The organism is Vogesella fluminis, assembly GCF_014652335.1.
Classification (GTDB): Bacteria; Pseudomonadota; Gammaproteobacteria; order Burkholderiales; family Chromobacteriaceae; genus Vogesella; species Vogesella fluminis.
In genome coordinates this window covers 17,356-38,289 of the sequence record NZ_BMYP01000002.1, presented here as the reverse complement: position 1 = coordinate 38,289, position 20,934 = coordinate 17,356, and the positions used below count along the sequence as shown (strand labels likewise).

Here is a 20,934-nt window from a genome sequence, read left to right as displayed (position 1 = left end):
GGCGGGCAGGGCGCCAACATTGGGTATTTCCCCATCGCGGAAAACCCTATTGGGGAATCTCCGTATTGGCTTTCGCCGCCTAGCAGGCTGGCATGGTTGCGGTGCAGCATCGGGATGCCCCATGCCGGCGGCGCGAGGGCAGGTGTGGACGGCTATTCGGCGGCGACGACGGGCTCGGCTGGCAGTTGCAGTGCGTCGCGGATGGCGTCGCGCGCGGTTTCCGATAGCTGGAAGCGGCTGGCCAGCGCGGTGTCGTAGGGCGGGATGGCGGCGGTGTAGCTCAGCTCCACCACCATGGCGCGGCTGGCCAGGATCAGGCACAGGCTCTGCCAGAAGCTGGTGTCGCCGGCGTAGGCGGCGGCGGCGCAGTAGTGGCCACCGGGGGTCAGGTAGCGGATCGCCACCGGCTGCACCGTGGCGTGCGCCAGGCGCGAGGCCTCGAACAGCGAGGCCTTGAACGGCAGCAGGCTGCGACCGTCGGAGGTGGTGGCCTCCGGGAACACCGCCATGCAGCCGCCGTCCTGCAAGGCCTTGGCCAGCTGTTCGTTGACGCGGCTGGCGTCGCGGCGGTTGTTGCGGTCGATGAACAGGGTGCCGGCGTTCTTGATCAGGAAGCCGGCCAGCGGCCAGTCGCGCAGCTCCTTCTTGGCCACGAAACGCGACACGGTGACGCTGTTGAGCGCGAAGATGTCCAGCCACGAGATGTGGTTGGCGACCACCAGGGTGTTGGCCGGATACACCGCTGGCGGCGTGCCGTGGACGCGCACCTTGATCGCCAGAATGTGCAGCAGGTGCCGCGACCAGCGCTGGGTGATCACCGCGCGGGCCGGTTGCGACAGGTGCGGATAGCGGGTGGCGATCACCAGCAGGCCGCGCAGCAAGTGCATGCCGAGGCGGCCGAGGCGGAGCAGGCGGGTAGGCCAGGAGGTGGGACGATGCACGATGGGCTTTATCAGTCAGGCGACGCGGCGCAATTTAACACGGCTGGCAATGCGGGCAAAAGCAGGAGCTGCGCTGCCCCTGGCGCAGCTCGCGGATCAGGCTGCCGCAGACGTGGCAGGGCAGGTCGCGGCGGCCGTAGACCATATAGCTTTGCTGGAAGTAGCCCGGCTTGCCGCGGGCGTCGACAAAATCGCGCAGCGTGCTGCCACCGGCGTCGATGGCGCGCGCCAGCACCGCCTTGATCTCGGCGGCCAGCCGCGCGTACTCCACGCCGCTGAGGCCGTTGGCGGCGCGGGCCGGGTGGATGCCGGCGTGGAACAGCGCCTCGTTGGCGTAGATGTTGCCGACGCCGACCACCACGTGGTTGTCCATGATCGCCAGCTTGATGGCGCTGCCGCGGCGCCGGAGCGCCTGCTGCAGCACCGCGCCGTCGAAGGCGTACGACAGCGGCTCCGGCCCCAGTTGCGCCAGCAGCGGATGCGCCAGGGCCGGGCCCTGCTGCCACAGGATGGCGCCAAAACGGCGCGGATCGCGATAACGCAGAACCGTTTGCCCCAGATCGATGTCTACATGGTCATGTTTTTCCGGCGGCGTGCCCGGCGCCACGAAGCGCAGGCTGCCGGACATGCCCAGATGCAGGATCAGCGTGCCGTGTTCGAAGTCGACGAGCAGGTACTTGGCGCGGCGGCTGATGCCGAGCACGCGGCGACCGGCAAGGTTGGCCGCAAGCTCCGGCGGCACCGGCCAGCGCAGACGCGCCTCGCGCACGGTCACGCCACGGATGGTGGCGTGCAGCAGCAGCGGCGCGATGCCGCGACAGGTGGTTTCGACTTCTGGCAATTCCGGCATTGCAGTTTTCCTTGCCGTGATCATGATTAAACGAACGGGCGTGGTATTCTACCCGCCTGAACCGATGTTTAGGCCAAGCATGAACGCACTACTCCGTATCGCCGCAGCACTTGCCCCCCTTGTCCTGGTCGCCTGCGCCAGCATCCCGCCTGCCCCCCCCGCGTCGTCTGCCAGTGCGGAAGCGGCAGCCGATGAGCCCGCCGATGAAACGGCCGGGGAGGCGGTGGCCGACAACCCGCGCATCCCCAGACTGGAGCTGAGCGAGGAGTGGCTGTACGGCCTGCTGGCCGGCGAGATCGTGGTGCAGCGCGGCGGCGCCGGTGTCGCCGCGGAAACCTATCTGCAACTGGCGCGCGAAACCCGCGACCCGCGCGTGGCGCAGCGTGCCTCCGAATTCGCGATGTTCTCCGGCAACGTGCGCCAGGCCTCCGAGGCGTTGGCCCTGTGGATCGAGCTGGACCCGGATGCCGATTCTGCGCGCGAACAGCTGCTGATCGCACTGCTGCGTGCCGGCAAACTGGCGGAAAGCCAGCCGCTGGTGGAAGGCATGCTGGCGCGGCAGCCGGCACGCGCCGGCGCCATCTTCGTGCAGCTGGCACGCCTGCTGGCGCGCCAGCCGGACCGGGTCGCCGCGGCAAAACTGGTCAGCGACCTGGCCGAACGCTATCCGGAGCTGCCGGAAGCACGCTTTGCCCACCTGGCGGTGGCCGCCGAGGCCGGTGAGCAGGCCGAGGTCGACAAGGAGTTCGTCCGTCTCGCCCAAATCGCCCCGAAGTGGGATCTGCCGCTGCTATGGCAGGTCGATCGCCTGCGTCGCCACTCGGTGCCCAATGCCATCGACTTCCTGCAGACGCAGCTGCAACTGCGTCCTGCCGCCAGCCTGGAGCTGAACCTGACCATGGTGCGGCTGCTGGCCGGCGAGAAGCGCTACACCGACGCGCAACGCCACGCCGAAAAGGCGCTGCAACAATACCCGAAACAGGCGGAACTGCTGAACATGGCCGGTCTGCTGGCGTTCCAGAACGGCAACCTGCCGCTGGCGCGCCGCCAGCTGGAGGCCGCGCTGCAGGCCGGTTACACCGATGCCGACACCCTGCGCTACACCCTGGGCCAGCTGGCGGACGAACAGAAACAGCCGCAACAGGCGCGCCACTGGTACCAGCAGGTGGGGCAGGGCGAGAACTACCTGCCGGCACGGTTGCGCCTGGCGCAGCTGGACGCCGCGGACGGCAACTGGCAGCAGGCGATCAACGACCTGCAGCCGCTGGCCGGCGACGGCAGCCAGCTGGTGCGGGTCGTCGCGCTGCAGGCGCAGATCGCCAGGAATGCCGGCGACCGCACGCAGGCGATGGCGCTGCTGAACCAGGGGCTGCAGCGCCAGCCGCGCGCCACCGAACTGCTGTACGACCGCGCACTGCTGGCGGAGCTGGACGGACAGTTCCCGCTGGCGGAAAAAGACCTGCTGCAGGTGCTGGAGCTGGTGCCGGACCACGTGCACGCGCTGAATGCGCTGGGCTACGCGCTCAGCAACCACACCACGCGCTACCGCGAGGCGCTGGCCTACGTGGAGAAGGCACACCAGGCGGCGCCGGGCGCCCCGACGATCCTCGACAGCCTGGGCTGGGTGTACTACAAGCTCGGCAAGCTGGAGCAGGCGCTGCAATACCTGCAGGCCTCCTACGCCAGCATGCCGGACGCTGAAGTGGCCGCCCATCTGGGCGAGGTGCTATGGCAGTCCGGGCGCCTCGACGAGGCGCGCAAGCTGTGGGCCGAGGCGCGCAAGAAAGAACCGGATCACCCGGTACTGAGTGAAACCCTGCAGCGCCTGCAGCCATGATTGCACGCTGGCTGTTACTGTTGCTGCCGCTGTGGCTGCTCACTGGCTGTGCCTCGTTCAAGGATGTGCCGTCCAGCGCGGCACCGTTGCAGCCGCAGGTGCAGGACCAGCCCTTCGACGTCGCCGGCCGCCTGGCGGTGAATCTGGACGGCAAGGGCCACGTCGCCGGCTTTGACTGGCAACACACCGCAAGCGACGACCAGCTGGCGATCAAGACGCCGGTGGGCAACACCGTCGCCAGCCTGCACCGCGACAGTCACGGCGTCACCCTGCTGGCCGACGGCCAGCAGCAGTTTGCCAGCGATGTCGAGACGCTGACCGAACGCCAGCTGGGCTGGCCGCTGCCGCTGGCCAACCTGGTGTGGTGGGTGCGCGGCCACCCGGCACCGCAGTTCCCCTACACCACCACCCCGGAAGGCCACCTGCAGCAGCAGGGCTGGCTGATCCGCATCCACCGCGATGCGGCCAACCTTGCCCAGCCGCGCCGCGTCGAGCTGGAGCGCGAGGGCCTGAGCATCCGCCTGGTGCTGTCCGACTGGCGCCAGTTTGTCCCCCTGCAATCCGATACTGTCGTTCCTGCTCCATGACCGAACCTGTGTTCCATACCTATCCCGCTCCGGCCAAGCTCAACCTCAATCTGCTGATCACCGGCAAGCGTGACGATGGCTACCACCTGCTGGACAGCGATTTCCGCTTCATCGACCTGTGCGACAGCATCGACATCGCACTGCGCGACGACGGCGACATCGTGCTGCTGAACCCGATTCCCGGCGTGCCGGCGGACAGTGATCTGACCGTGCGGGCGGCGCGGCTGTTGCAGCAGGCCAGCGGCAGCACGCAGGGCGCCAGCTTGCGCCTGCACAAGCGTATCCCGATGGGCGGCGGCCTCGGCGGCGGCTCCTCCGATGCGGCGACGGTGTTGCTGGCGCTCAACCGGCTGTGGGGCTGCGGCCTGTCACGCGCGGCGCTGATGCAGCTGGGCGTGAAGCTGGGGGCCGACGTACCGGTATTCATCTTCGGGCGCAATGCGCGCGCTACCGGCATCGGCGAACAGCTGAGCGAAATCAGCCTGCCCGAAGCCTGGTATGTGGTGCTGCAGCCAACAGTACAGGTGCCGACGGCAGCGGTTTTCAAGGAATTTTCACGCCGGGTGTTGACAGGGCAGGCCGGTTTCTCCACAATGCGAACCCTAGCAACGACGCCGCCAAGGCAAAACGATTTGCAAAGCGTTGTCTGCCAAATGTATCCAGCGGTAAATGAAGCCTTGAGCGCATTAAGAGAATGCGGCTCGCCGTTGATGACCGGTTCCGGAGCTTGTGTGTTTCTGGAATGCGGTGACGAAAATCAAGCAAAAACAGTATATCGTTCCCTGTCGTCACGATTCAGCGGTTTTGTTGCCAAGGGGTTGGCAGCGCATCCGATGTTTGACAGGGAATAGCAGTGCTACTGGGGAGTCGCCAAGTTGGTTAAGGCACCGGATTTTGATTCCGGCATGCGAAGGTTCGAATCCTTCCTCCTCAGCCAAAACCCTGCACAATTTAAAGAATACTGGGGAGTCGCCAAGTTGGTTAAGGCACCGGATTTTGATTCCGGCATGCGAAGGTTCGAATCCTTCCTCCTCAGCCAGGCTTACGAGAGTAAACTAAGAAAAAAAGCGTGTAAGGATCCTTACACGCTTTTTCTTTATCTACCGATTTAAGGCAATTCTTTTATTATGGCTGCATACGATAGTTTGATGGTCTTCACCGGGACGGCAAATCCGGAACTGGCGCAAAACGTGGTCAAGCACCTCGACATTTCGCTGGGACGCGCCGATGTCGGCAAATTCAGCGATGGCGAAGTGGCCGTTGAGCTGCTGGAAAACGTGCGCGGTCGCGACGTGTTCATCCTGCAATCGACCTGTGCACCGACCAACGACAATCTGATGGAGATCCTGACCATGGCCGATGCGCTCAAGCGCGCCTCCGCAGGTCGTATCACCGCCGCAATTCCGTACTTCGGCTACGCGCGCCAGGATCGTCGTCCGCGCTCCGCCCGGGTGCCGATTACCGCCAAACTGGTAGCCAACATGCTGACCAGCGCCGGCATCGACCGCGTACTGACCGTTGACCTGCACGCCGACCAGATCCAGGGCTTCTTCGACATGCCGGTGGACAACGTGTACGCCACGCCGGTGCTGCTGAAGGACATCCGTTCACAGCGCATCGAAGACCTGATCGTGGTCAGCCCGGACGTCGGCGGCGTGGTACGTGCCCGTGCCGTGGCCAAGGCGCTGAATACCGATCTCGCGATCATCGACAAGCGTCGTCCGAAAGCCAACGTGGCCGAAGTGATGAACATCATCGGTGACGTGCAGGGCCGGACCTGCCTGATCGTCGACGACATGATCGACACCGCGAACACCCTGTGCAAGGCCGCCTCCGCGCTGAAAGAGCGCGGTGCCGAGCGCGTGCTGGCCTATGCCTCGCACGCCATCTTCTCCGGCCAGGCCGTGGATCGCATCAACAATTCGGACATCGACCAGGTCGTGATCACCGATACCATTCCGCTGTCGGCGCAAGCCAAGCAGAGCAGCCGCATCCGTGTGGTATCGATTGGTGGCCTGATCGCAGAAACCCTGCGTCGTATCAACAACGAAGAATCGGTGTCCTACCTCTTCAATGAGGACCTGGTTTCGTCAGGCGCCTGCCTGCCGTAAGCGTTCAGCCCGCTGGTCGCGGTGGGCTGGAGATTTAAATCAAGCCGCAAGGCTAATCGGAGTTATTCAAATGACAATCGAAGTTATCGCTACCAAGCGCGTTGCTGAAGGTACGGGTGCGAGCCGCCGCCTGCGTCGTGCTGGTCAAACCCCTGCTGTCGTTTACGGCGCCGGCAAGGAAGCCGTGTCCATCACCTTGGACCACAACACCATGTACTACGCGCTGAAAAACGAAGCCTTCCACAATGAAGTGCTGGATCTGGTGATCGACGGTCAGAAAGAGCAAGTTAAAGTTGCTGCTTTCCAGAACCACCCGTTCAAGCAACTGGTGCTGCACATCGACTTCATTCGTGTGTAATGCTTAAGCGCCTCACCGTTTGACGGTGCGGTACGAGGCCCGCTGCTGATACGCTCCGCAGCGGGTTTTTCATTGTTGGGATCAAGAGAATGTCGGCAATCCGTCTGGTGGTGGGACTGGGGAATCCCGGGCCGGAATACGAAAGAACGCGCCATAACGCAGGCTTCTGGCTGGTGGACGAGCTGGCCTGGCAGCACAAGGCGCCGCTGCGTGGCGAGGGCAAGTATTTCGGCGAGGTCTCGCGCGCCACCTTGGCCGCAGGCGACCTGTGGCTGCTCAAGCCGATGACCTACATGAACCTGTCCGGCCAGGCGGTGGGTGCACTGGCGCGCTTCTACAAGATCGCGCCGGAAGAAATCCTGGTGGTGCACGACGAGCTGGACCTGCCGCCGGGCGCGGCACGGCTGAAGCAGGGCGGCGGTCACGGCGGCCACAACGGCCTGAAGGACATCATCGCCAAGCTGGGCTCGCCCAACTTCTGGCGCCTGCGCCTGGGCATCGGTCATCCCGGCGATCGCAACGAGGTCGCCAACTTCGTGCTGAAAAAGGCGCGCGCCGAAGAGCAGCAGGCGATCGACGACGCCATCGCCAAGGCGCTGCAGGTGATGCCGGACGTGCTGGCCGGCAACAGCGCGGCGGCGATGAAGACCCTGCACACCGCCGCCAAGTAAACGTTGGCCGCAGGCTGCGGCCAAGCCAGAGTGCACAAAAAATGATCGGCCAGGTGGTACAATGCCACCGGTCAATGCCTGCGGCGCCAAACGCGCAGGCCGGAAAATTCGAGGAATTCCCATGAGTCTGAAATGCGGTATTGTCGGTCTGCCCAACGTCGGCAAGTCCACCCTGTTCAATGCACTGACCAAGGCCGGTATCGAAGCGGCCAACTATCCGTTCTGGGTCGGCTAATAGGAAGTGCCGCAAAATCAAAGGCTTGGACTGTACTCCTCAGTGTTGATGACAAGAAAAAGCATAGATTTTTATTCGGATTTTGTAAACCTGTTGTGAGCTCTCCCTCACGAAAAGCGCCCGTTACGGGCGCTTTTTTGCTACCAGGAGGCAAGGGCCTGCTGCTTGGTGCCCACTGTTGTCCCGCCTCTCTCCTTACTTACCGCCAGTAGATTGCTCGGCTTCACGGAAGACCTGCGCTACGAGTTAGCAACTTACCTGTGGTCAGTTCCCTGGCGGCTACAGCTACCATGGTAGCGCGTTGTTCAAGGAAGGCTTCGAAGTCCGGTCACAACCGGGCGGCGAGCGCTTCGCCTTCAAGCGGTGTATCGCCTCCATTATGCGGCTTTGGACAGCGTTTCAAAGTCCAAGAGATGGATAAGCCGTATGCTCATTATTCTGCTCCACTCGGCCTTGCAGATACTCTCCTGCCGGTCATTGGCACCACGTCGGCTTACTATAGAAAATTTGAGAAGCAAGCCTTGTAGCCGGCGGGTACGGTCTTCGGCGATGCTTTTTGGGGCTGAAGCGATGGTGCCCATGTATGTGTTCAACGATGAAGTTGCGAAGGAGAAGCGCGCGGAGCTTCATCCGAAGCTGGTACGTATCGTGGACACCATTTGGGTTTGGGCCTACGACGTGGCGCTACAAAGGCAGCAACTTGCTGCACAACGTCATGCTGTAGCACAATTGAAAATTGTGCAGAACAGGCTGTAATTGTTTCTATGAAACCAAAAAATCCATTCACGCTCGTCGGCGGCACTGATTTTTCCACGAAGAGCGCTAATACGACTACAGCCACAACAAAGCCACGCCATTTTTGTGGGTATTCTGGGAGGGCGTCAATGGGAACCCTTGACCCGGATTGGCTGGACGCTGTAAAGGTGGGCAGAACTCTCCTTGACGCTCAGATATATGCGCAACCGCCAGAGGTAACTCCTCACAAAGGCCGCAGGCCTGGACGTCGAACCCGGGGTGCCATAAAAATCACATCAGCAGAGAAAGAGTTGGTCGTTAAATACGCTCCAGCACTGATTCGAATAATCTGGCACACCCCTTTAGTTGGGACGGACAAGGGCGACCCAGATACTGTAGGCGAGCTGCTGGTCGAACTCGAAAAACGTAACATGGGGTTGCTTGCGCTGACGTTAAGTGCCCCAATCGAAGACCTGTCCAAAGTCCTTGAGGATGAGAAAGCGGTCATCAAGCGCTATGAAGCAATTGCTTGTAGTCACGCGTTGCGTCCTTTGGGCGGATGTAGAGCACGGCTTACGGACCCTCATGGCCTAGAAGTGCTCGCACGTTGGCCCCATCTAGAAAGATTCTCCCAGTTGTTCTCGCTGCACAGCTATTGGGAGGTGATGCCGCCAGAGTTGATTGCTGAGTCACTGTGGAGTTGACCACGATTCCGCGGAGAGTTCGCGTAATAGTTTTCGCGTGCTGCAACCGGGCAAAGCCGGCCTCCGCGATTAAATAAGCAATAACAGGCCTAGACGTCATAAGGCAAAAGACGATTCAAATCGTGCTCTGAGAGCATGTACATCGGCGTACTTAATGAAAACCCTATCAGACTGTTGATGATGTAAATAGCGCTGAAGACTGGACAGCTACCTGTCGGCGTGTCGAAGTCATCTTCGCTCTTCAAGTTATTCTCGCAAAGACCACCTGCTAGTCGAACTTCATTCAATAGTTCGATGAGCTGTGGCTTGGCCGTTGACGCAGGCAAGCCAACACGTTTGCAGAACTCCTCAATGTTATGAATATGAAGTGAGCGAGTGCGGTTTTGTAGAGCAATCAGAATTGCGCCGTAGAGTACGTGCTTTGCAGCTGAAGACAGCCCCTCAGTATCTAAGGCATTCGGCAGGAAGTTTGGCATGGTGGCTCATAAAAATGGTCGAACGGCCAAAGCTACCTATCTGGGACTGGAAAGGAAAAATTATTACCTTCTGCAATAGATTATTGCTTTCAGCAATGACATTCAGGATGGCACTACCGGTTTGCCTATACGAGGTTGGGCATGTGCCCGACCATTGAGGCAATAATCATGCAAGCGGCAAACAAAAAAGGTAAACGATTGCGCGTGGCGTTAAAAAATACCCTGCGTAATAAAGGAGAAAGTATTTCTGGCCTAGCGGCTCAACTGGGTATCAGTCAGAGCTATCTGTCGCAATTGTTGAACGGCGACAAACCGATTGATGGCATTGACGACGACCTGATGCGCAAGTTTGCGGCCTACTTGGAAGTGCCCGGCGTAGCTGGATTCATCATGGCAGAGCGATTGTCAGCGGCAGATTTTCTGGCCCCATTTCCTTCGATGGCGGAGCGGCTCAGAGAGGCAATGACTCCTGTAAGTCAATCACCGGCTGCTATTGAATCTGGGGTGGATGAGGGGGCGTTGGAGGCACTCCCCGAAAAGATGAAGTTGTTGCTGGTTCTTCTTTGCCAGAAGGCGTACGGAGTCGAACTGCTTAATAACCCGAAGGGCTGGTGGTTCGGTGGTGGACGATATGTGTAAGACAACGTACTGATTTCTCACACTCCCTCAAAGAGGGAGTGTTTTTTTGTGTGTACAGTCTAGTTAGGGTGAAGGCCTGTCCTGCATTACCATCACCTGATGGCGCGGCAGGTGTGCTGTCATGTTCCCGCGAAATCGATTCACACATCAGAGAATGAAGGAGCATGAAATGTAAACCCAAGAGCGCTGTGTGGAAGAGGCTGGAGTAGCAATGGACCGCATCGTGCCGATGTAGCGATGTATTTCTGGATGCTGCTTACGCTCCGTGTCGAACTTCGTTAACAAGCATGGGGCTGGCGATGTGTTCCAGCTCGCGGAAGGCTCCCTCAACTTGAGCCAGGAGTTTGTCATCCGCCCCGTGGTTTGCGAAGGTCGTTTTCCACTCGCGTACCTCGCCCCAGACGCGTCGGATGATGTCGACGGCGCGTGCGCGCGCTGAGACAAAAGCAGAAAAATAACTCAGCGCGTTGTCCAGGGTGGCGAGTTTCCCCCTTTCCCCCACCTCCAGATGCAGCATGCGTTCGTAGGCCACGCCCGGGCGGGGCACTACGTCGTATAGCGGACTCAAGACCCAACCGTCTAGTCGCGGGTCGCGCACAAAGGCATGGTTGCGCAGATGGTCATCGTCATTGCTCACGAAGATGTTGAAGACCAGGCGTGCGAAGAGCTCCTCGCAATTGGCCTTGATGAGCGGCGGGTGAACGTACCGGCGGATGGCTTGCGCCAAATCGTGGTATCCCTTGGTCCGGGACTCAAACTCGGAGCAAGCCACCAGCGTCAAACCGCTGACCAAGGGTAGGCGTCCTTCGACCAAGGCAGCTCCAGGTCGGGTGTCATGCAAGGCCGTGTTTTCAGTCGGCAGTTCGCCAGGCGCAGCCCAATAGCGGTCAAAGCGGCGAATTAGCATCACGGGCTTGTTCCCCACCAGGAGGTAGCGCACTTCGGGAACCGTCAAACCGCAGCGCCGCGCCAACTCCAAGGTGCAGCTTTCTGCTCGTGCAACATCGAAGGTGTCGCCTTTGGCCGGAAACTTAGCCAACCACAAGGCGCCCTGTTCATCCCGCACTGACGCTTTTGGGCGTGCGCCGCCGGCAGAGGGTCCTGCCCCGAGGAATGCTTCCAAATTGGCAGGAACGGGAACACCTTGCTCGACCGCCTCGGCCGCCTGCAGCACGTATGTCAACGAGTGCATGTCACTGGCTGAAGGTGAGTCGGGGCTCCGGATGTCAGGTCGAACGTCCAATGCGCCCACACGGTCTCCCCCCGCTTCCAGGAGGTATTCGGCTTCGGATAGCGTATTGGCCGGGACTTTGCGTCTGGCTTCAATGACGCGGCGGCCCCAGGCATCTGGCGCGGCATCCCGAATGCCTCCAAATTCATCCAGACCATTGACTGGAAACAGTTCTTGGCCCCGCACGGCTTCTTTGTCGGCCAGCCCCAAACTCACCGGGTCGACCTCAAAAGACGTGGGGCGGTTGAGGTAGCCGAGGCCGTAGGCGAAGCGCGAGGTGAGCTCACGGCTCCGGACGTTGGCGCCAACGGTCTCCGAAAGGTTCAGCAGCCCCGCGGGGACAAACCGGCCTTCAGGCTTGTCTGGCAACCAGGCAAAAACAGCCAGTTTGAAGTGCTGGGTCGCCATCAGAAGTCCAACTCGTCCAGCTCAGATTTGCTCAGGGGCCGCACGCGTTTCGTGATTTCTTTGGCCCTGAGCGCCTTGAGCGATGGGTCGATTTCCTGCAGTAGACCCAGGAGGGTGAGCCCCGGTGCGATTGCCTCCAGGTAGCGCAGGATTTGTGCTTGCGTACGGCTGAGGTCGCCCTTTTCAATCAGCGCGGCCGTCGAGCGTGCCAAGCCTGCCCGGGCTGCGGCATCGGCTTGTCGCAGGCGGCGGGCCACGCGCAAGCGCGCCAGCTTTTCACCCAGCTCGTGCGCCTCCTGTATTCTGGCGGGCGTCAGTAACGGCGTCTCATCTCGTTTCATGTCTGCAATTACGGTCGCAATGAGATTAATGTCCTTGATTGCGGACAATGTAGGCTTTCTGGCCTAGAAAGTAAAGTCCGCAATCAAGGACGCAACAACGATAATGTCCGTGATTACGACAACCTGCTGATGTCAGCATGGTGTTGCCAAAGCCGCTGACGTTACCGCGGCCCTTGTGAATCAGTTTTGCCAAAATAGCAGACAGATGGTCCTCAGAACGCTATCGACACCGTTGCAGCTTCGCCAGTCGAGGGGGCTCAGCTGGCTGCCTTGCTGGAGGATAATGGCATTGACTGGAAAGAACAGCAGCTATTAGACAAGCCCAAGGGCTGTCCTGTATGACCATCTCCTGGTGGCACTGCAGGTGCTCTGACATGTAGCCGCGGAATCAATTCACTTCAGAGAATGGCGGGGTATGAAACGTAAACCCAAGTACGATGTATGGGGGGAGCACCAGTGGGTCACACGTATCACCCTCTCGCAATAACCGGCAAAAAATATCCTTTTATTGGTGATTTTAAGCAGTAAGGGGAATAATATTGCCGGTTGATGCGGGCGGTTTTCTGGAGGCATGTATGGCGATAAGCAGCACACAAAGGCATCAAACGGTGGGCGAAATAGAGGTGGAGTTGGGCGAGCGGTTGAAGACCCTTCGCATACATCAGAACCTCGACCAAGCAACGCTTGCCGAACGTGCGGCTATTAGCGTCCGTACTTTACGGAATTTGGAAGCCGGTTATGGTTCGTCGCTAGGAACGCTCATCCGTGTTGTTCGCATTTTGGGGCGGGAGTCATGGTTCGAAACGATTGCTCCCGTCACAAGTATCAATCCGCTGATGTTGACACGGACGGCTGCTCCTCGTAAGCGGGCCAGCAAAACTAAAAAGACAAGGTGACCATCTCGTACAGAGTAGACATCTCAATCGAGGTGTTCTGTTTTATAGGGGGTTCTGAGAAAATTTTTCTAAAAATATTTACTTGGCATTAAGTTTGTCACCCCACGCTTTGCGAATGACCATAAGTGTGTTGCCATCTTTCGAAAAGTGATAAGTGCTAACTTGACTACAGCTCGGCGTTTTCTCATGTTTCAGCTTATTCAGAGCACGGACAAGGCTGGCCTTGAAGTTGCGCATGTGCGATTCGTAGCCTGACAGCTTGTATAAACCTTCAACTGGTAGCCATTTGGGACCGAGGTGACTGGCGTAGAAACTGGCCAGCCAGCCCACTAGCCCGCCATAGCCCAATGTTTCTTTGTCAACGGCAGTCCACGCGCCAGGACCAAATAGCTCAGCAACGGATTCTGTGATTTGCAGTAGCAGTATATCGCTGCCCTTGAAGTCTCCCTCCCCGGCTTTTCCGTGGGCAAAGCTCACTGTCAGTAGCTTTGGTACCTCAATATTTCGCTGATTGAAGCGTAGTTGCATCTGGGCGAAGCTCAAGCGAAGCAGGCTAGCCCGGATGGCGTTGTGTGAGTCCAGGCTGTAGCTTCCGTCCATGCGCTTGGCGAACTCGTAAAATGAGGTGGGGATGTGATGGGTGGATTCTTCAGGAGCGAGTGGTCTCTCACGATAATAGTCCAAGCAGGTAGCATATACTTGGCGGTCGAATTGGCAGAGTTCATACCCGCTGAAAATCAGAGTCACATTCTGAAATGTTGCAATCTCTTTCCCGGCTACTAGAGGGCTCTGGTCACCTGCCAGCACTTTTGCATTCTGAGCTTGAGCACTGCGGCTGGCGGAGAAGAGTGCGGACCGCAGAAAGGCACTTGGTAGAGCCCGGTACATGGCGTCCCAACTGGGGAGGTAAACATCGGTGCCGCGGCAAGTTGCCTGACGGCGACGTGCTGTTTGCACTTCTTGTACGGTGGCATTCGGAGGGAGCATGGCGATTGCGGGTTCGACAGCCTCCCTTTTCGCCTTACGCTCAATATTGCCAGCAATGCGGTCAAGACACTCTGCCGCATCTAGGACGGTCAATTGCTGGTCTGGGGCTGCGGTAAGAGCGGCATCAGCAGCTCGGCGTGCCAGCGCTCGCAGTTCGTCAACATGGTCCTGGATTTTCTTTGGCGAAGTCAGCTTATTCACTTTTTTGTTTTGCCTCCTGGACAAAGTGTTCCATCAAAGCACGTATCATCTTGGAACCGGTTGTCCCTCGATTTTTGCAGACATCGTAAAACTGCGCGTGAAGCGAGTGAGGGATGCGGACAGCGAGTTGGAGCGTACTGGCAGAGTGGCGGGAAGTTGTTTGGCGGTTCATACCGTACACAGGGTGATTGAGACCTATGTGTATATACAAAATTGACCTGAATGATTTTGCCAAAGGCCGGGTTGGGTGTCCATCTCAGGGAAAAGGAGAACTAAAAGCGGCTGGATTTTTTCTGGAGAGGAATGGTACTTGTGGTCTACATCGATTTTGCTTGTGGTCTGCATCGTATCGACTTGTGGTTTGCATCGTTTTTGCTTGGGGTTGGCATCTCCTTTTGGTTAGAAAAGAAGAAAAAGCCATCTGAATACTGGGTGTTTTCGTATGTATGTACGCCCGCTTAGTATTTATAGACTTTGTAGCATAGTTAGCCCAGTTAGCCAGCCTTGGAGGCTGGTGAGGTGCTGCGTAATTGAAGAGCTTCTGGAGGCGTGGAACGGGAGGCTGCTGGCTTGTGCTCACAGACCGGAAAAAGCAACCGTCCCCACAAGGTGATTTCAGTCTGCCGGCCGCTGGTAATCTAATAATCTCTTAATCCTCACCATTGCTATCCCCCTGGCTCTGCGCCTCATCTTGTAAAAAGGAAACGCCTGTGGCAAACATCGATTCGCTGGCCAGGACGAGCATCATGCAACGCACACACCACGCATTTGGCAATGCTGACAGACCTGAATGCCGGGCCGATACCGGCCCGCCTGGCTGCCAGGTCTGCATGAGAGGGAATACGCAAAACACGCTTCGGGAGGAGCAGTGGGGGCATGGCGGCAGGCGTCATCGAGAAGAGCACCTTGAGCGAAGCTATGTTGGCTTAACCTCGGTCTTCACCACGATTGGCATGCCGGTTAAGCCATATGTTCGCAACCAAATTGAAACAAGGGAGAATGCGTAAGCAAAACGGCCACCGCTACAGCGAAGAGATGGCCGTTTGGTCTGGAGGCTGGGTTTGGTACAACGGTCAGGTTCCTGCGGCAGAAGTACCCACGTTGGCGCGTAGTGCCTCATACAGCTGCGCCGAACCAAGCAGTATGTCCATCCGCCCATCATAGAAACGTTCGGAACCCAGCGCCTGGCTGCTCATCGGGATGGGAACCAAACGCCAGCTGATGTGGGGCATGCCGGATTGGGGGGCAAAGGAACGTAGGCCTGATGCCCGAGGTGGTCGCAGTTTGCATCTGTTCGGTTTCGCTAAGCATTTTGCATCTGTAAAATACAGTTAGACAAAACCAAGTCGATGCCCATTTCTGGTATCGAAATAAGCGGCGCAACCGCGGCATAGGGAGGCCCACTTACAATGGATGTTTTTGAATTTCGAGGGAAGTTGGTTTCTGACTACGCGGCGTTTACCCGCAGTTTTACTCGCATCCACGCGCAAGACATCCAGACCTTTGTCGATGAAGCCTATGACTCGAGTCGTTACTGGCCAGCGCCTCTCGTGCAAGTCAACCCCAATTTCAAGACAGGGAGCACGGTAGAGTCCTTGGTTGAGCAAGGCGGTTTGCATGCCGAATGTGCCCGCATCTTCCGTGCAGGCAAGAATGCCGCTAGTGCCGGCGTGTCGCTGACCCTATTCAAGCATCAGGAAGAAGCCATCAGCTTTGCCCAGAGTGGCGAAAGCTATGTGCTGACCACCGGCACCGGTTCTGGCAAGTCGTTGGCTTACTTTATCCCGGTCATTGACGCCATCCTTAAGGCGAAAGCTGTCGACCCGACGCCGCGTACTCGGGCCATCGTTATTTACCCGATGAACGCCCTGGCCAACAGCCAGCTGGAAGAGTTGGGCAAGTTCCTGGCGGACTACGGTGACCATCCACCGGTCAGCTACGGTCGCTACACTGGTCAGGAAGACGAGGAAGAGCGCCAGCGTCTCGCGTCCAATCCACCAGACATCCTGCTCACCAACTTCATGATGCTTGAACTCCTGATGACCCGTCAGGACGACAAGGACAAGGCCGTCATTCGCAACGCCAAAGGGTTGCGCTTCCTGGTTCTCGATGAACTGCATACCTATCGGGGGCGGCAAGGCGCCGATGTGGCCTTGCTCGTCCGTCGCGTACGTGAGGCGCTGGCCGACCAGCTCCAGTGCATCGGCACCTCGGCCACCATGGCCACCGAAGGAACTGAACAGGAAAAAAACGCCAAGGTCGCCGAAGTCGCCAGCCGCCTGTTTGGTGTTCAGCTGACTGCCGCCAACGTCATCACGGAAACTTTGCAGCGGGTCACGCCTGAAGACCTCCTGGTCGAACACATTCGGCCGCAACTGGGCGCTGTAATTCGTGCCGGCCTGCCATTGGACGCTACGTTTCAGGAACTAGCTCACCACCCGCTAGCTATCTGGGTGGAACTGACGCTGGGGCTGACCCGCAACGAAGGCAAGTGGCGACGGGCTCAGCCCATGACCCTGGAAGCTGCTGCTGCCCGCCTTGCTGAGGACAGTGGCGTGGACGTTGAAAACGCCGGCCAAGTGCTGGCTGACTTCCTGCTGCTTGCCTACCGCACTACCGACAAGCCGACTGAGGCTGGTGGACGCAGCCTCTTTGCCTTCAAGCTGCACCAGTTTATCTCCGGGGGGAGCAAGGTGTATGGCACCCTGGAACCGGAAGATAAGCGTTACCTCTCGCTGGAGGGCAGCCAGTTCGTGCCAGGGGACCGAGCGCGGCGGCTTTACTCCCTGCACTTCTGTCGCGAATGCGGACAGGAATACGTTCCGGTATGGGACGAGAATACATCCGGCGGCCGTATCTTCAGTCCGCGTAGCATCGAAGAGCGTAACCATGACGACGAGGACATCAAGAGCGGTTACTTCATGCCTGACACCACCGGTGTTTGGGAAGACACTCTGGACCGCTACCCGGAGACCTGGCTTGAACGACGCCAGAATGGCGACTTCAAGCTCAAATCGAACTATAAGAAGCGCCAACCTTATCATGTCCGGGTCAATGCTGAGGGGACGCATACGGCGGATGGAACGCCAGGCTGGTACATCCCAGGCAGCTTTGGTTTCTGCCTGCGCTGCGGCGTTGTCCATCACACTGCCGGGAAGGAATCCCTGCGCTTGACTGGGCTTTCTGGCGAAGGCCGGAGCTCGGCAACGACCATGCTGACCCTGTCCGCCCTGCGCTATCTCTACGAAGAAGACGAGCAGCTTAAAGCGGAAGCCAAGAAAGTGCTCGGTTTTACCGACAACCGTCAAGATGCCGCCCTGCAGGTCGGGCATTTCAATGACTTCCTACAGGTGTTGCTGCAACGGGCTGCCCTGCTGACCGCAGTGCAAAAGGGCGGTGGTAGCCTCACCGAGGCCGAAGTGTCAGATGCCGTCTTCAAGGCCTTGGGCTTTGACCGCGACGACCCTGGTGTGCGCGCCGAGTATATGCAGGACCCCGATGTGAAGGGAAACGCCCGGCGTCAGGTGCAAGACATCATGCGGGCGATACTCGGTTATCGGGTTTATTACGACCTGCGGCGTGGCTGGCGTTTCAACAACCCAAACCTTGAGCAGCTCGGTCTCGTCCATATCGAGTACCAGGACCTCGATGAGCTGGTGGCTGACAAGGACTCCTGGGCCGATGCGCCGCTTATCCTACTGGCGGCGTCGCCAGAGGTACGTAAGCGTCTGCTCATCAAGCTCTTCGATGCCATGCGTCAAGGGTTGTGCCTGGCCTCGCGCTACCTCGACCGCACCGAGCTCGACCGCCTCAAGACTTCCAGTTACGCCAACCTGCGTGAACCCTGGGGGTTTACGGAGGATGAAACGCCTATCGCATCGAACTGGTTCATCACTATCGGCAAGCCACGGGACGAAGACCGACGCAACATTGACTACCTCGTGTCGGGCAGCGCTCGCTCCAAGCTGGGTAAAGACATCAAAAAGGCCAGCACCTGGCGGGAAGCCGATGGCAGCGATAACCCCCATGCAGACAAAATCAAGGACGAGCATTACGAGGAAATCGTCCGTGCCTTGCTTAGGGCTGCCAAGTCCTATGGTCTGGTCGTGGCCGAAGAAACCGAATTCGGCATGACCGGTTTCCAGCTAAACGGTACCAGCCTGCTCTGGACTTTGGGTGATGGGCAAAGCAAGAAGGGCTCGGACGACAATGCGTTCTTCCGTAGTCTCTATGGCAACATCGCGGGCCTTTTGGCCAACCCTGCGCATCGCCTCTACGACTTCGAAGCCCGGGAGCACACCGCCCAAGTCGAGCAGGATGACCGCCTGGAACGGGAGGCCCGATTCCGTTTCACCGAGAAGGACAAAGCCGATTGGCTGACCGCCAAAGGCAAGCAGCTGGAATGGCTGCCGGTGCTGTTCTGCTCACCCACGATGGAGCTAGGCGTCGACATCTCGTCGCTCAACACGGTCTACCTGCGCAACGTCCCGCCAACCCCCGCCAACTACGCGCAACGCAGCGGTCGGGCTGGACGGGCGGGACAGCCGGCGCTGGTCATTACCTACTGCGCCGCACAGTCGCCACATGACCAGTATTTCTTCCGCGACCCAGTGCGCATGGTACATGGACAGGTCAACCCACCAACCTTGGACCTCGCCAACCGGGAGCTCATTCAGAGCCACCTCCATGCGGTCTGGCTGGCTGAGACTGGCAAGAAGCTCGACAACAGCGTGCGTGGTCTGCTCGACATGAATGACCCACAGGCGCCACTGACCGACGAGTACAAACAGCAGATGGACGCGGACGCTCCACAGAAGCGAGCACATGTCCGAGGGTTGCGCATCCTGTCCATGCTGGCGGGCGAACTCACCCCGGAAAAGGCACCGTGGTACACAGAGCACTTTGCCGACCAGGTCTTCCGCCAGGCCTTCATTTCCTTCGACAAGGCGCTCAACCGGTGGCGGGACCTCTTCGCCGCCACCAAGCGCCAGATGGAAATCAATCAGAAGGTCATGAATAACCCGGCAGCCGGCGAACGCGACCGGCGTGATGCCAAGCAACGTCATGACGAAGCCTTTCGCCAGCAATCTCTCCTGCTACAGGAGTCCGGTTCGGCGAACTCGGACTTCTATACCTATCGCTACTTGGCAAGCCAGGGTTTCCTACCCGGTTACAACTTCCCGCGCCTGCCACTCATGGCCTACATTCCGGCGCGGAAAGGCAAGATTGGTCGGGAGAATTTCCTCTCCCGCCCGCGCTTCCTCGCATTGTCGGAGTTTGGCCCCTATAGCCTCATCTACCACGAAGGCAGCCAATACCGGGTGACTCGCGCCATGCTTTCAGTGGGGGCGGAAGACCAGGTATCGGTCGGTGCCAAGCTCACCACCGACGTGGCCCGCATTTGCCCGGCCTGTGGCTACGGTCACTTCCGCAACCAGCGTGATGCCGACCGTTGCGTATCCTGCAACGCGCCGCTTGCCGATGCCGTGGCCGTACAAAATCTCTACCGCATCGAGAACGTGTCGACCAAGCGGGCCGAGCGCATCACGGCCAATGAAGAAGAGCGGGTGCGTCAGGGCTACGAGATGCAGACCACCATCCAGTTCGGCGAGCAGGACGGAAAGCTGCAGGTCATGCATGCTGTGCTCAAGGCTGGCGATATCCCGGTGCTCGAACTGCAGTATGGTTCGGCGGCCACCGTCTGGCGCATGAACCTCGGCTGGCGCCGCCGCAAGGAAAAGAGCCTGCTCGGCTTCATGATTAACCCGGTCACCGGCCATTGGATGGGCGGGGCCGAGGAAGCCGGCGAGCCCGACCCTGAGACTCCACCCGACAAGACGCCGCCGCAACGTATCGTTCCCTACGTCGAAGACCGACGCAACGTGCTCATCGTCCGTCCGCTCGAAGAGCTGGACATCAAAACCATGGCAACGTTGCAGTTCGCCCTGAAGCGCGGTATCGAGGCCGTCTACCAGCTCGAGGAGAGCGAACTGATGGCCGAGCCGTTACCCAAGGCTGACCTGCGCCGGTCCATCCTGTTCTACGAATCGGCCGAAGGCGGAGCTGGCGTACTCACCCGCATCGCCACTGAACCGGATGCGCTGGCTCAGGTGGCTGACGAGGCACTGGCAATCATGCACTATCAACGCCCGGCCAACGGGTATTGGGACCGGACTGCACTCACTGAGGAGCTCGACTCACAAGGCCAGCCTATCTGCGAAGCGGGCTGCTACAAGTGCCTACTGTCCTATTACAACCAGCCGGACCACATTCATATCGACCGCCAGGACGCTGACAATGAAGGCAAGGCGCTGGACATCCTCTGCCAGCTGACCCGCTCCCGGGGTGAGGTCGGCAGCTTTGGCCGCAGTCCAGAGCAACAACAGGGTGAGCTAGAGCGCATCGCTGGCAGTTCTCTGGAGCAAGCCTGGTTGGAGCACGTCAAGGCCTATGGCTACCGCTTGCCCGATGCAGGCCAACACACCATCGAGCGCTGCCAGACTACCGCCGATTTCTTCTACGCCGACTGGAAGGCCGCCATCTTCATTGACGGTCCCCATCATGAAGCCGCTGCTCAAGCCGGTAAGGGCCAGGCCATCAATGCTTGCCTGGAAGCAGCTGGCTACTATGTCGTGCGCTTCCCCAAGGAAGCCAGCGCCTGGTCCGACATCTTCAAGGTGCATGCAGACCTCTTCGGCGCAGGGAATAATTCAGGAAATAACTAAT

General features: G+C 59.2%; 18 protein-coding genes, 2 tRNA genes and 1 pseudogene. 15 read left to right on the top strand and 6 right to left on the bottom strand.

What is annotated here, in order from left to right; genetic code table 11:
* Positions 1-152 precede the first annotated feature (152 nt).
* Both IE083_RS01005 and mutM read right to left on the bottom strand, forming a co-directional pair.
* Complete coding sequence (locus IE083_RS01005; protein WP_229799534.1) at positions 153-941, bottom strand: lysophospholipid acyltransferase family protein; 789 nt, start codon at positions 939-941, stop codon at positions 153-155.
* 34 nt (positions 942-975) lie between these two features.
* Positions 976-1,791, bottom strand: a complete 816-nt coding sequence (gene mutM, locus IE083_RS01000) for a bifunctional DNA-formamidopyrimidine glycosylase/DNA-(apurinic or apyrimidinic site) lyase (RefSeq protein ID WP_189351778.1) — start codon at positions 1,789-1,791, stop codon at positions 976-978.
* A 79-nt stretch (positions 1,792-1,870) separates the two neighbouring features.
* Here mutM and IE083_RS00995 point away from each other — a divergent pair, with 79 nt between their 5' ends.
* The 11 genes and pseudogenes from IE083_RS00995 (at position 1,871) to IE083_RS00945 (ending at position 9,029) form a co-directional block, all read left to right on the top strand.
* Positions 1,871-3,628, top strand: coding sequence for a tetratricopeptide repeat protein (locus IE083_RS00995; protein WP_189351777.1), 1,758 nt, complete (start codon positions 1,871-1,873; stop codon positions 3,626-3,628).
* Positions 3,625-4,215 carry a lipoprotein insertase outer membrane protein LolB gene (gene lolB, locus IE083_RS00990; RefSeq protein WP_189351776.1) on the top strand — a complete coding sequence of 197 codons (591 nt, stop codon included), beginning with the start codon at positions 3,625-3,627 and terminating at the stop codon, positions 4,213-4,215. Before IE083_RS00995 ends, lolB begins: the two co-directional genes overlap by 4 nt.
* The gene (ispE, locus tag IE083_RS00985) at positions 4,212-5,066 is read left to right on the top strand and encodes a 4-(cytidine 5'-diphospho)-2-C-methyl-D-erythritol kinase (RefSeq protein ID WP_189351775.1); all 855 of its coding nucleotides are present in this window, start codon (positions 4,212-4,214) and stop codon (positions 5,064-5,066) included. The genes lolB and ispE overlap by 4 nt, the downstream gene beginning before the upstream one ends.
* A 9-nt stretch (positions 5,067-5,075) precedes the next feature.
* Positions 5,076-5,152: transfer RNA gene (locus IE083_RS00980), tRNA-Gln, on the top strand.
* Between the two features lie 25 nt (positions 5,153-5,177).
* Positions 5,178-5,254: transfer RNA gene (locus tag IE083_RS00975), tRNA-Gln, on the top strand.
* A gap of 88 nt (positions 5,255-5,342) precedes the next feature.
* On the top strand, positions 5,343-6,326 hold the full coding sequence (locus tag IE083_RS00970; protein WP_189351774.1) for a ribose-phosphate pyrophosphokinase: 984 nt from the start codon (positions 5,343-5,345) through the stop codon (positions 6,324-6,326).
* A 70-nt stretch (positions 6,327-6,396) separates the two neighbouring features.
* Positions 6,397-6,684, top strand: a complete 288-nt coding sequence (rplY, locus tag IE083_RS00965) for a 50S ribosomal protein L25 (protein WP_189351773.1) — start codon at positions 6,397-6,399, stop codon at positions 6,682-6,684.
* 89 nt (positions 6,685-6,773) lie between these two features.
* Complete coding sequence (gene pth, locus IE083_RS00960) at positions 6,774-7,355, top strand: aminoacyl-tRNA hydrolase (protein ID WP_189351772.1); 582 nt, start codon at positions 6,774-6,776, stop codon at positions 7,353-7,355.
* Between the two features lie 121 nt (positions 7,356-7,476).
* A pseudogene (locus tag IE083_RS00955) lies at positions 7,477-7,578 on the top strand (GTPase); the annotation flags it as partial.
* 438 nt (positions 7,579-8,016) lie between these two features.
* Positions 8,017-8,346, top strand: coding sequence for a hypothetical protein (locus tag IE083_RS00950; RefSeq protein ID WP_189351771.1), 330 nt, complete (start codon positions 8,017-8,019; stop codon positions 8,344-8,346).
* Between the two features lie 290 nt (positions 8,347-8,636).
* Positions 8,637-9,029, top strand: coding sequence for a hypothetical protein (locus tag IE083_RS00945; RefSeq protein ID WP_189351770.1), 393 nt, complete (start codon positions 8,637-8,639; stop codon positions 9,027-9,029).
* 89 nt (positions 9,030-9,118) lie between these two features.
* Here the strand turns inward: IE083_RS00945 and IE083_RS00940 are convergent, their stop codons facing one another.
* A complete protein-coding gene (locus IE083_RS00940; RefSeq protein ID WP_189351769.1) occupies positions 9,119-9,505 on the bottom strand; it encodes a hypothetical protein in 387 nt (128 codons plus the stop codon).
* A 141-nt stretch (positions 9,506-9,646) separates the two neighbouring features.
* Between IE083_RS00940 and IE083_RS00935 the strand changes: the two genes are divergently transcribed.
* Positions 9,647-10,144, top strand: coding sequence for a helix-turn-helix domain-containing protein (locus IE083_RS00935; protein WP_189351768.1), 498 nt, complete (start codon positions 9,647-9,649; stop codon positions 10,142-10,144).
* 256 nt (positions 10,145-10,400) lie between these two features.
* On the opposite strand, the gene IE083_RS00930 is transcribed toward IE083_RS00935, so the two are convergent.
* Together IE083_RS00930 and IE083_RS00925 are read right to left on the bottom strand one after the other, a co-directional pair.
* A complete protein-coding gene (locus IE083_RS00930) occupies positions 10,401-11,783 on the bottom strand; it encodes a type II toxin-antitoxin system HipA family toxin (RefSeq protein ID WP_189351767.1) in 1,383 nt (460 codons plus the stop codon).
* A complete protein-coding gene (locus IE083_RS00925; RefSeq protein ID WP_229799533.1) occupies positions 11,783-12,172 on the bottom strand; it encodes a helix-turn-helix domain-containing protein in 390 nt (129 codons plus the stop codon). The genes IE083_RS00930 and IE083_RS00925 overlap by 1 nt, the downstream gene beginning before the upstream one ends.
* Before the next feature lie 527 nt (positions 12,173-12,699).
* On the opposite strand from IE083_RS00925, the gene IE083_RS00920 reads away from it, so the two are divergent.
* Complete coding sequence (locus IE083_RS00920; protein WP_229799532.1) at positions 12,700-13,020, top strand: helix-turn-helix domain-containing protein; 321 nt, start codon at positions 12,700-12,702, stop codon at positions 13,018-13,020.
* 78 nt (positions 13,021-13,098) lie between these two features.
* Here IE083_RS00920 and IE083_RS00915 read toward each other — a convergent pair whose 3' ends face one another.
* The gene (locus IE083_RS00915) at positions 13,099-14,208 is read right to left on the bottom strand and encodes a replication initiation protein (protein ID WP_229799531.1); all 1,110 of its coding nucleotides are present in this window, start codon (positions 14,206-14,208) and stop codon (positions 13,099-13,101) included.
* A 710-nt stretch (positions 14,209-14,918) separates the two neighbouring features.
* Between IE083_RS00915 and IE083_RS00910 the strand changes: the two genes are divergently transcribed.
* Entirely contained in the window at positions 14,919-15,215 is a 297-nt protein-coding gene (locus tag IE083_RS00910; RefSeq protein WP_189351766.1) for a hypothetical protein, read from the top strand.
* Positions 15,216-15,617: 402 nt separating this feature from the next.
* A complete protein-coding gene (locus tag IE083_RS00905) occupies positions 15,618-20,933 on the top strand; it encodes a DEAD/DEAH box helicase family protein (RefSeq protein WP_189351765.1) in 5,316 nt (1,771 codons plus the stop codon).
* Position 20,934: the final 1 nt, after the last annotated feature.

Coding starts and splice junctions, on each gene's coding strand:
- mutM (WP_189351778.1), bottom strand. CDS start 1,791: ATGCCGGAATTGCCAGAAGTCGAAACCACCTGTCGCGGCATCGCGCCG.
- IE083_RS00995 (WP_189351777.1), top strand. CDS start 1,871: ATGAACGCACTACTCCGTATCGCCGCAGCACTTGCCCCCCTTGTCCTG.
- lolB (WP_189351776.1), top strand. CDS start 3,625: ATGATTGCACGCTGGCTGTTACTGTTGCTGCCGCTGTGGCTGCTCACT.
- ispE (WP_189351775.1), top strand. CDS start 4,212: ATGACCGAACCTGTGTTCCATACCTATCCCGCTCCGGCCAAGCTCAAC.
- IE083_RS00970 (WP_189351774.1), top strand. CDS start 5,343: ATGGCTGCATACGATAGTTTGATGGTCTTCACCGGGACGGCAAATCCG.
- rplY (WP_189351773.1), top strand. CDS start 6,397: ATGACAATCGAAGTTATCGCTACCAAGCGCGTTGCTGAAGGTACGGGT.
- pth (WP_189351772.1), top strand. CDS start 6,774: ATGTCGGCAATCCGTCTGGTGGTGGGACTGGGGAATCCCGGGCCGGAA.
- IE083_RS00950 (WP_189351771.1), top strand. CDS start 8,017: ATGCTCATTATTCTGCTCCACTCGGCCTTGCAGATACTCTCCTGCCGG.
- IE083_RS00940 (WP_189351769.1), bottom strand. CDS start 9,505: ATGCCAAACTTCCTGCCGAATGCCTTAGATACTGAGGGGCTGTCTTCA.
- IE083_RS00935 (WP_189351768.1), top strand. CDS start 9,647: ATGTGCCCGACCATTGAGGCAATAATCATGCAAGCGGCAAACAAAAAA.
- IE083_RS00930 (WP_189351767.1), bottom strand. CDS start 11,783: ATGGCGACCCAGCACTTCAAACTGGCTGTTTTTGCCTGGTTGCCAGAC.
- IE083_RS00920 (WP_229799532.1), top strand. CDS start 12,700: ATGGCGATAAGCAGCACACAAAGGCATCAAACGGTGGGCGAAATAGAG.
- IE083_RS00905 (WP_189351765.1), top strand. CDS start 15,618: ATGGATGTTTTTGAATTTCGAGGGAAGTTGGTTTCTGACTACGCGGCG.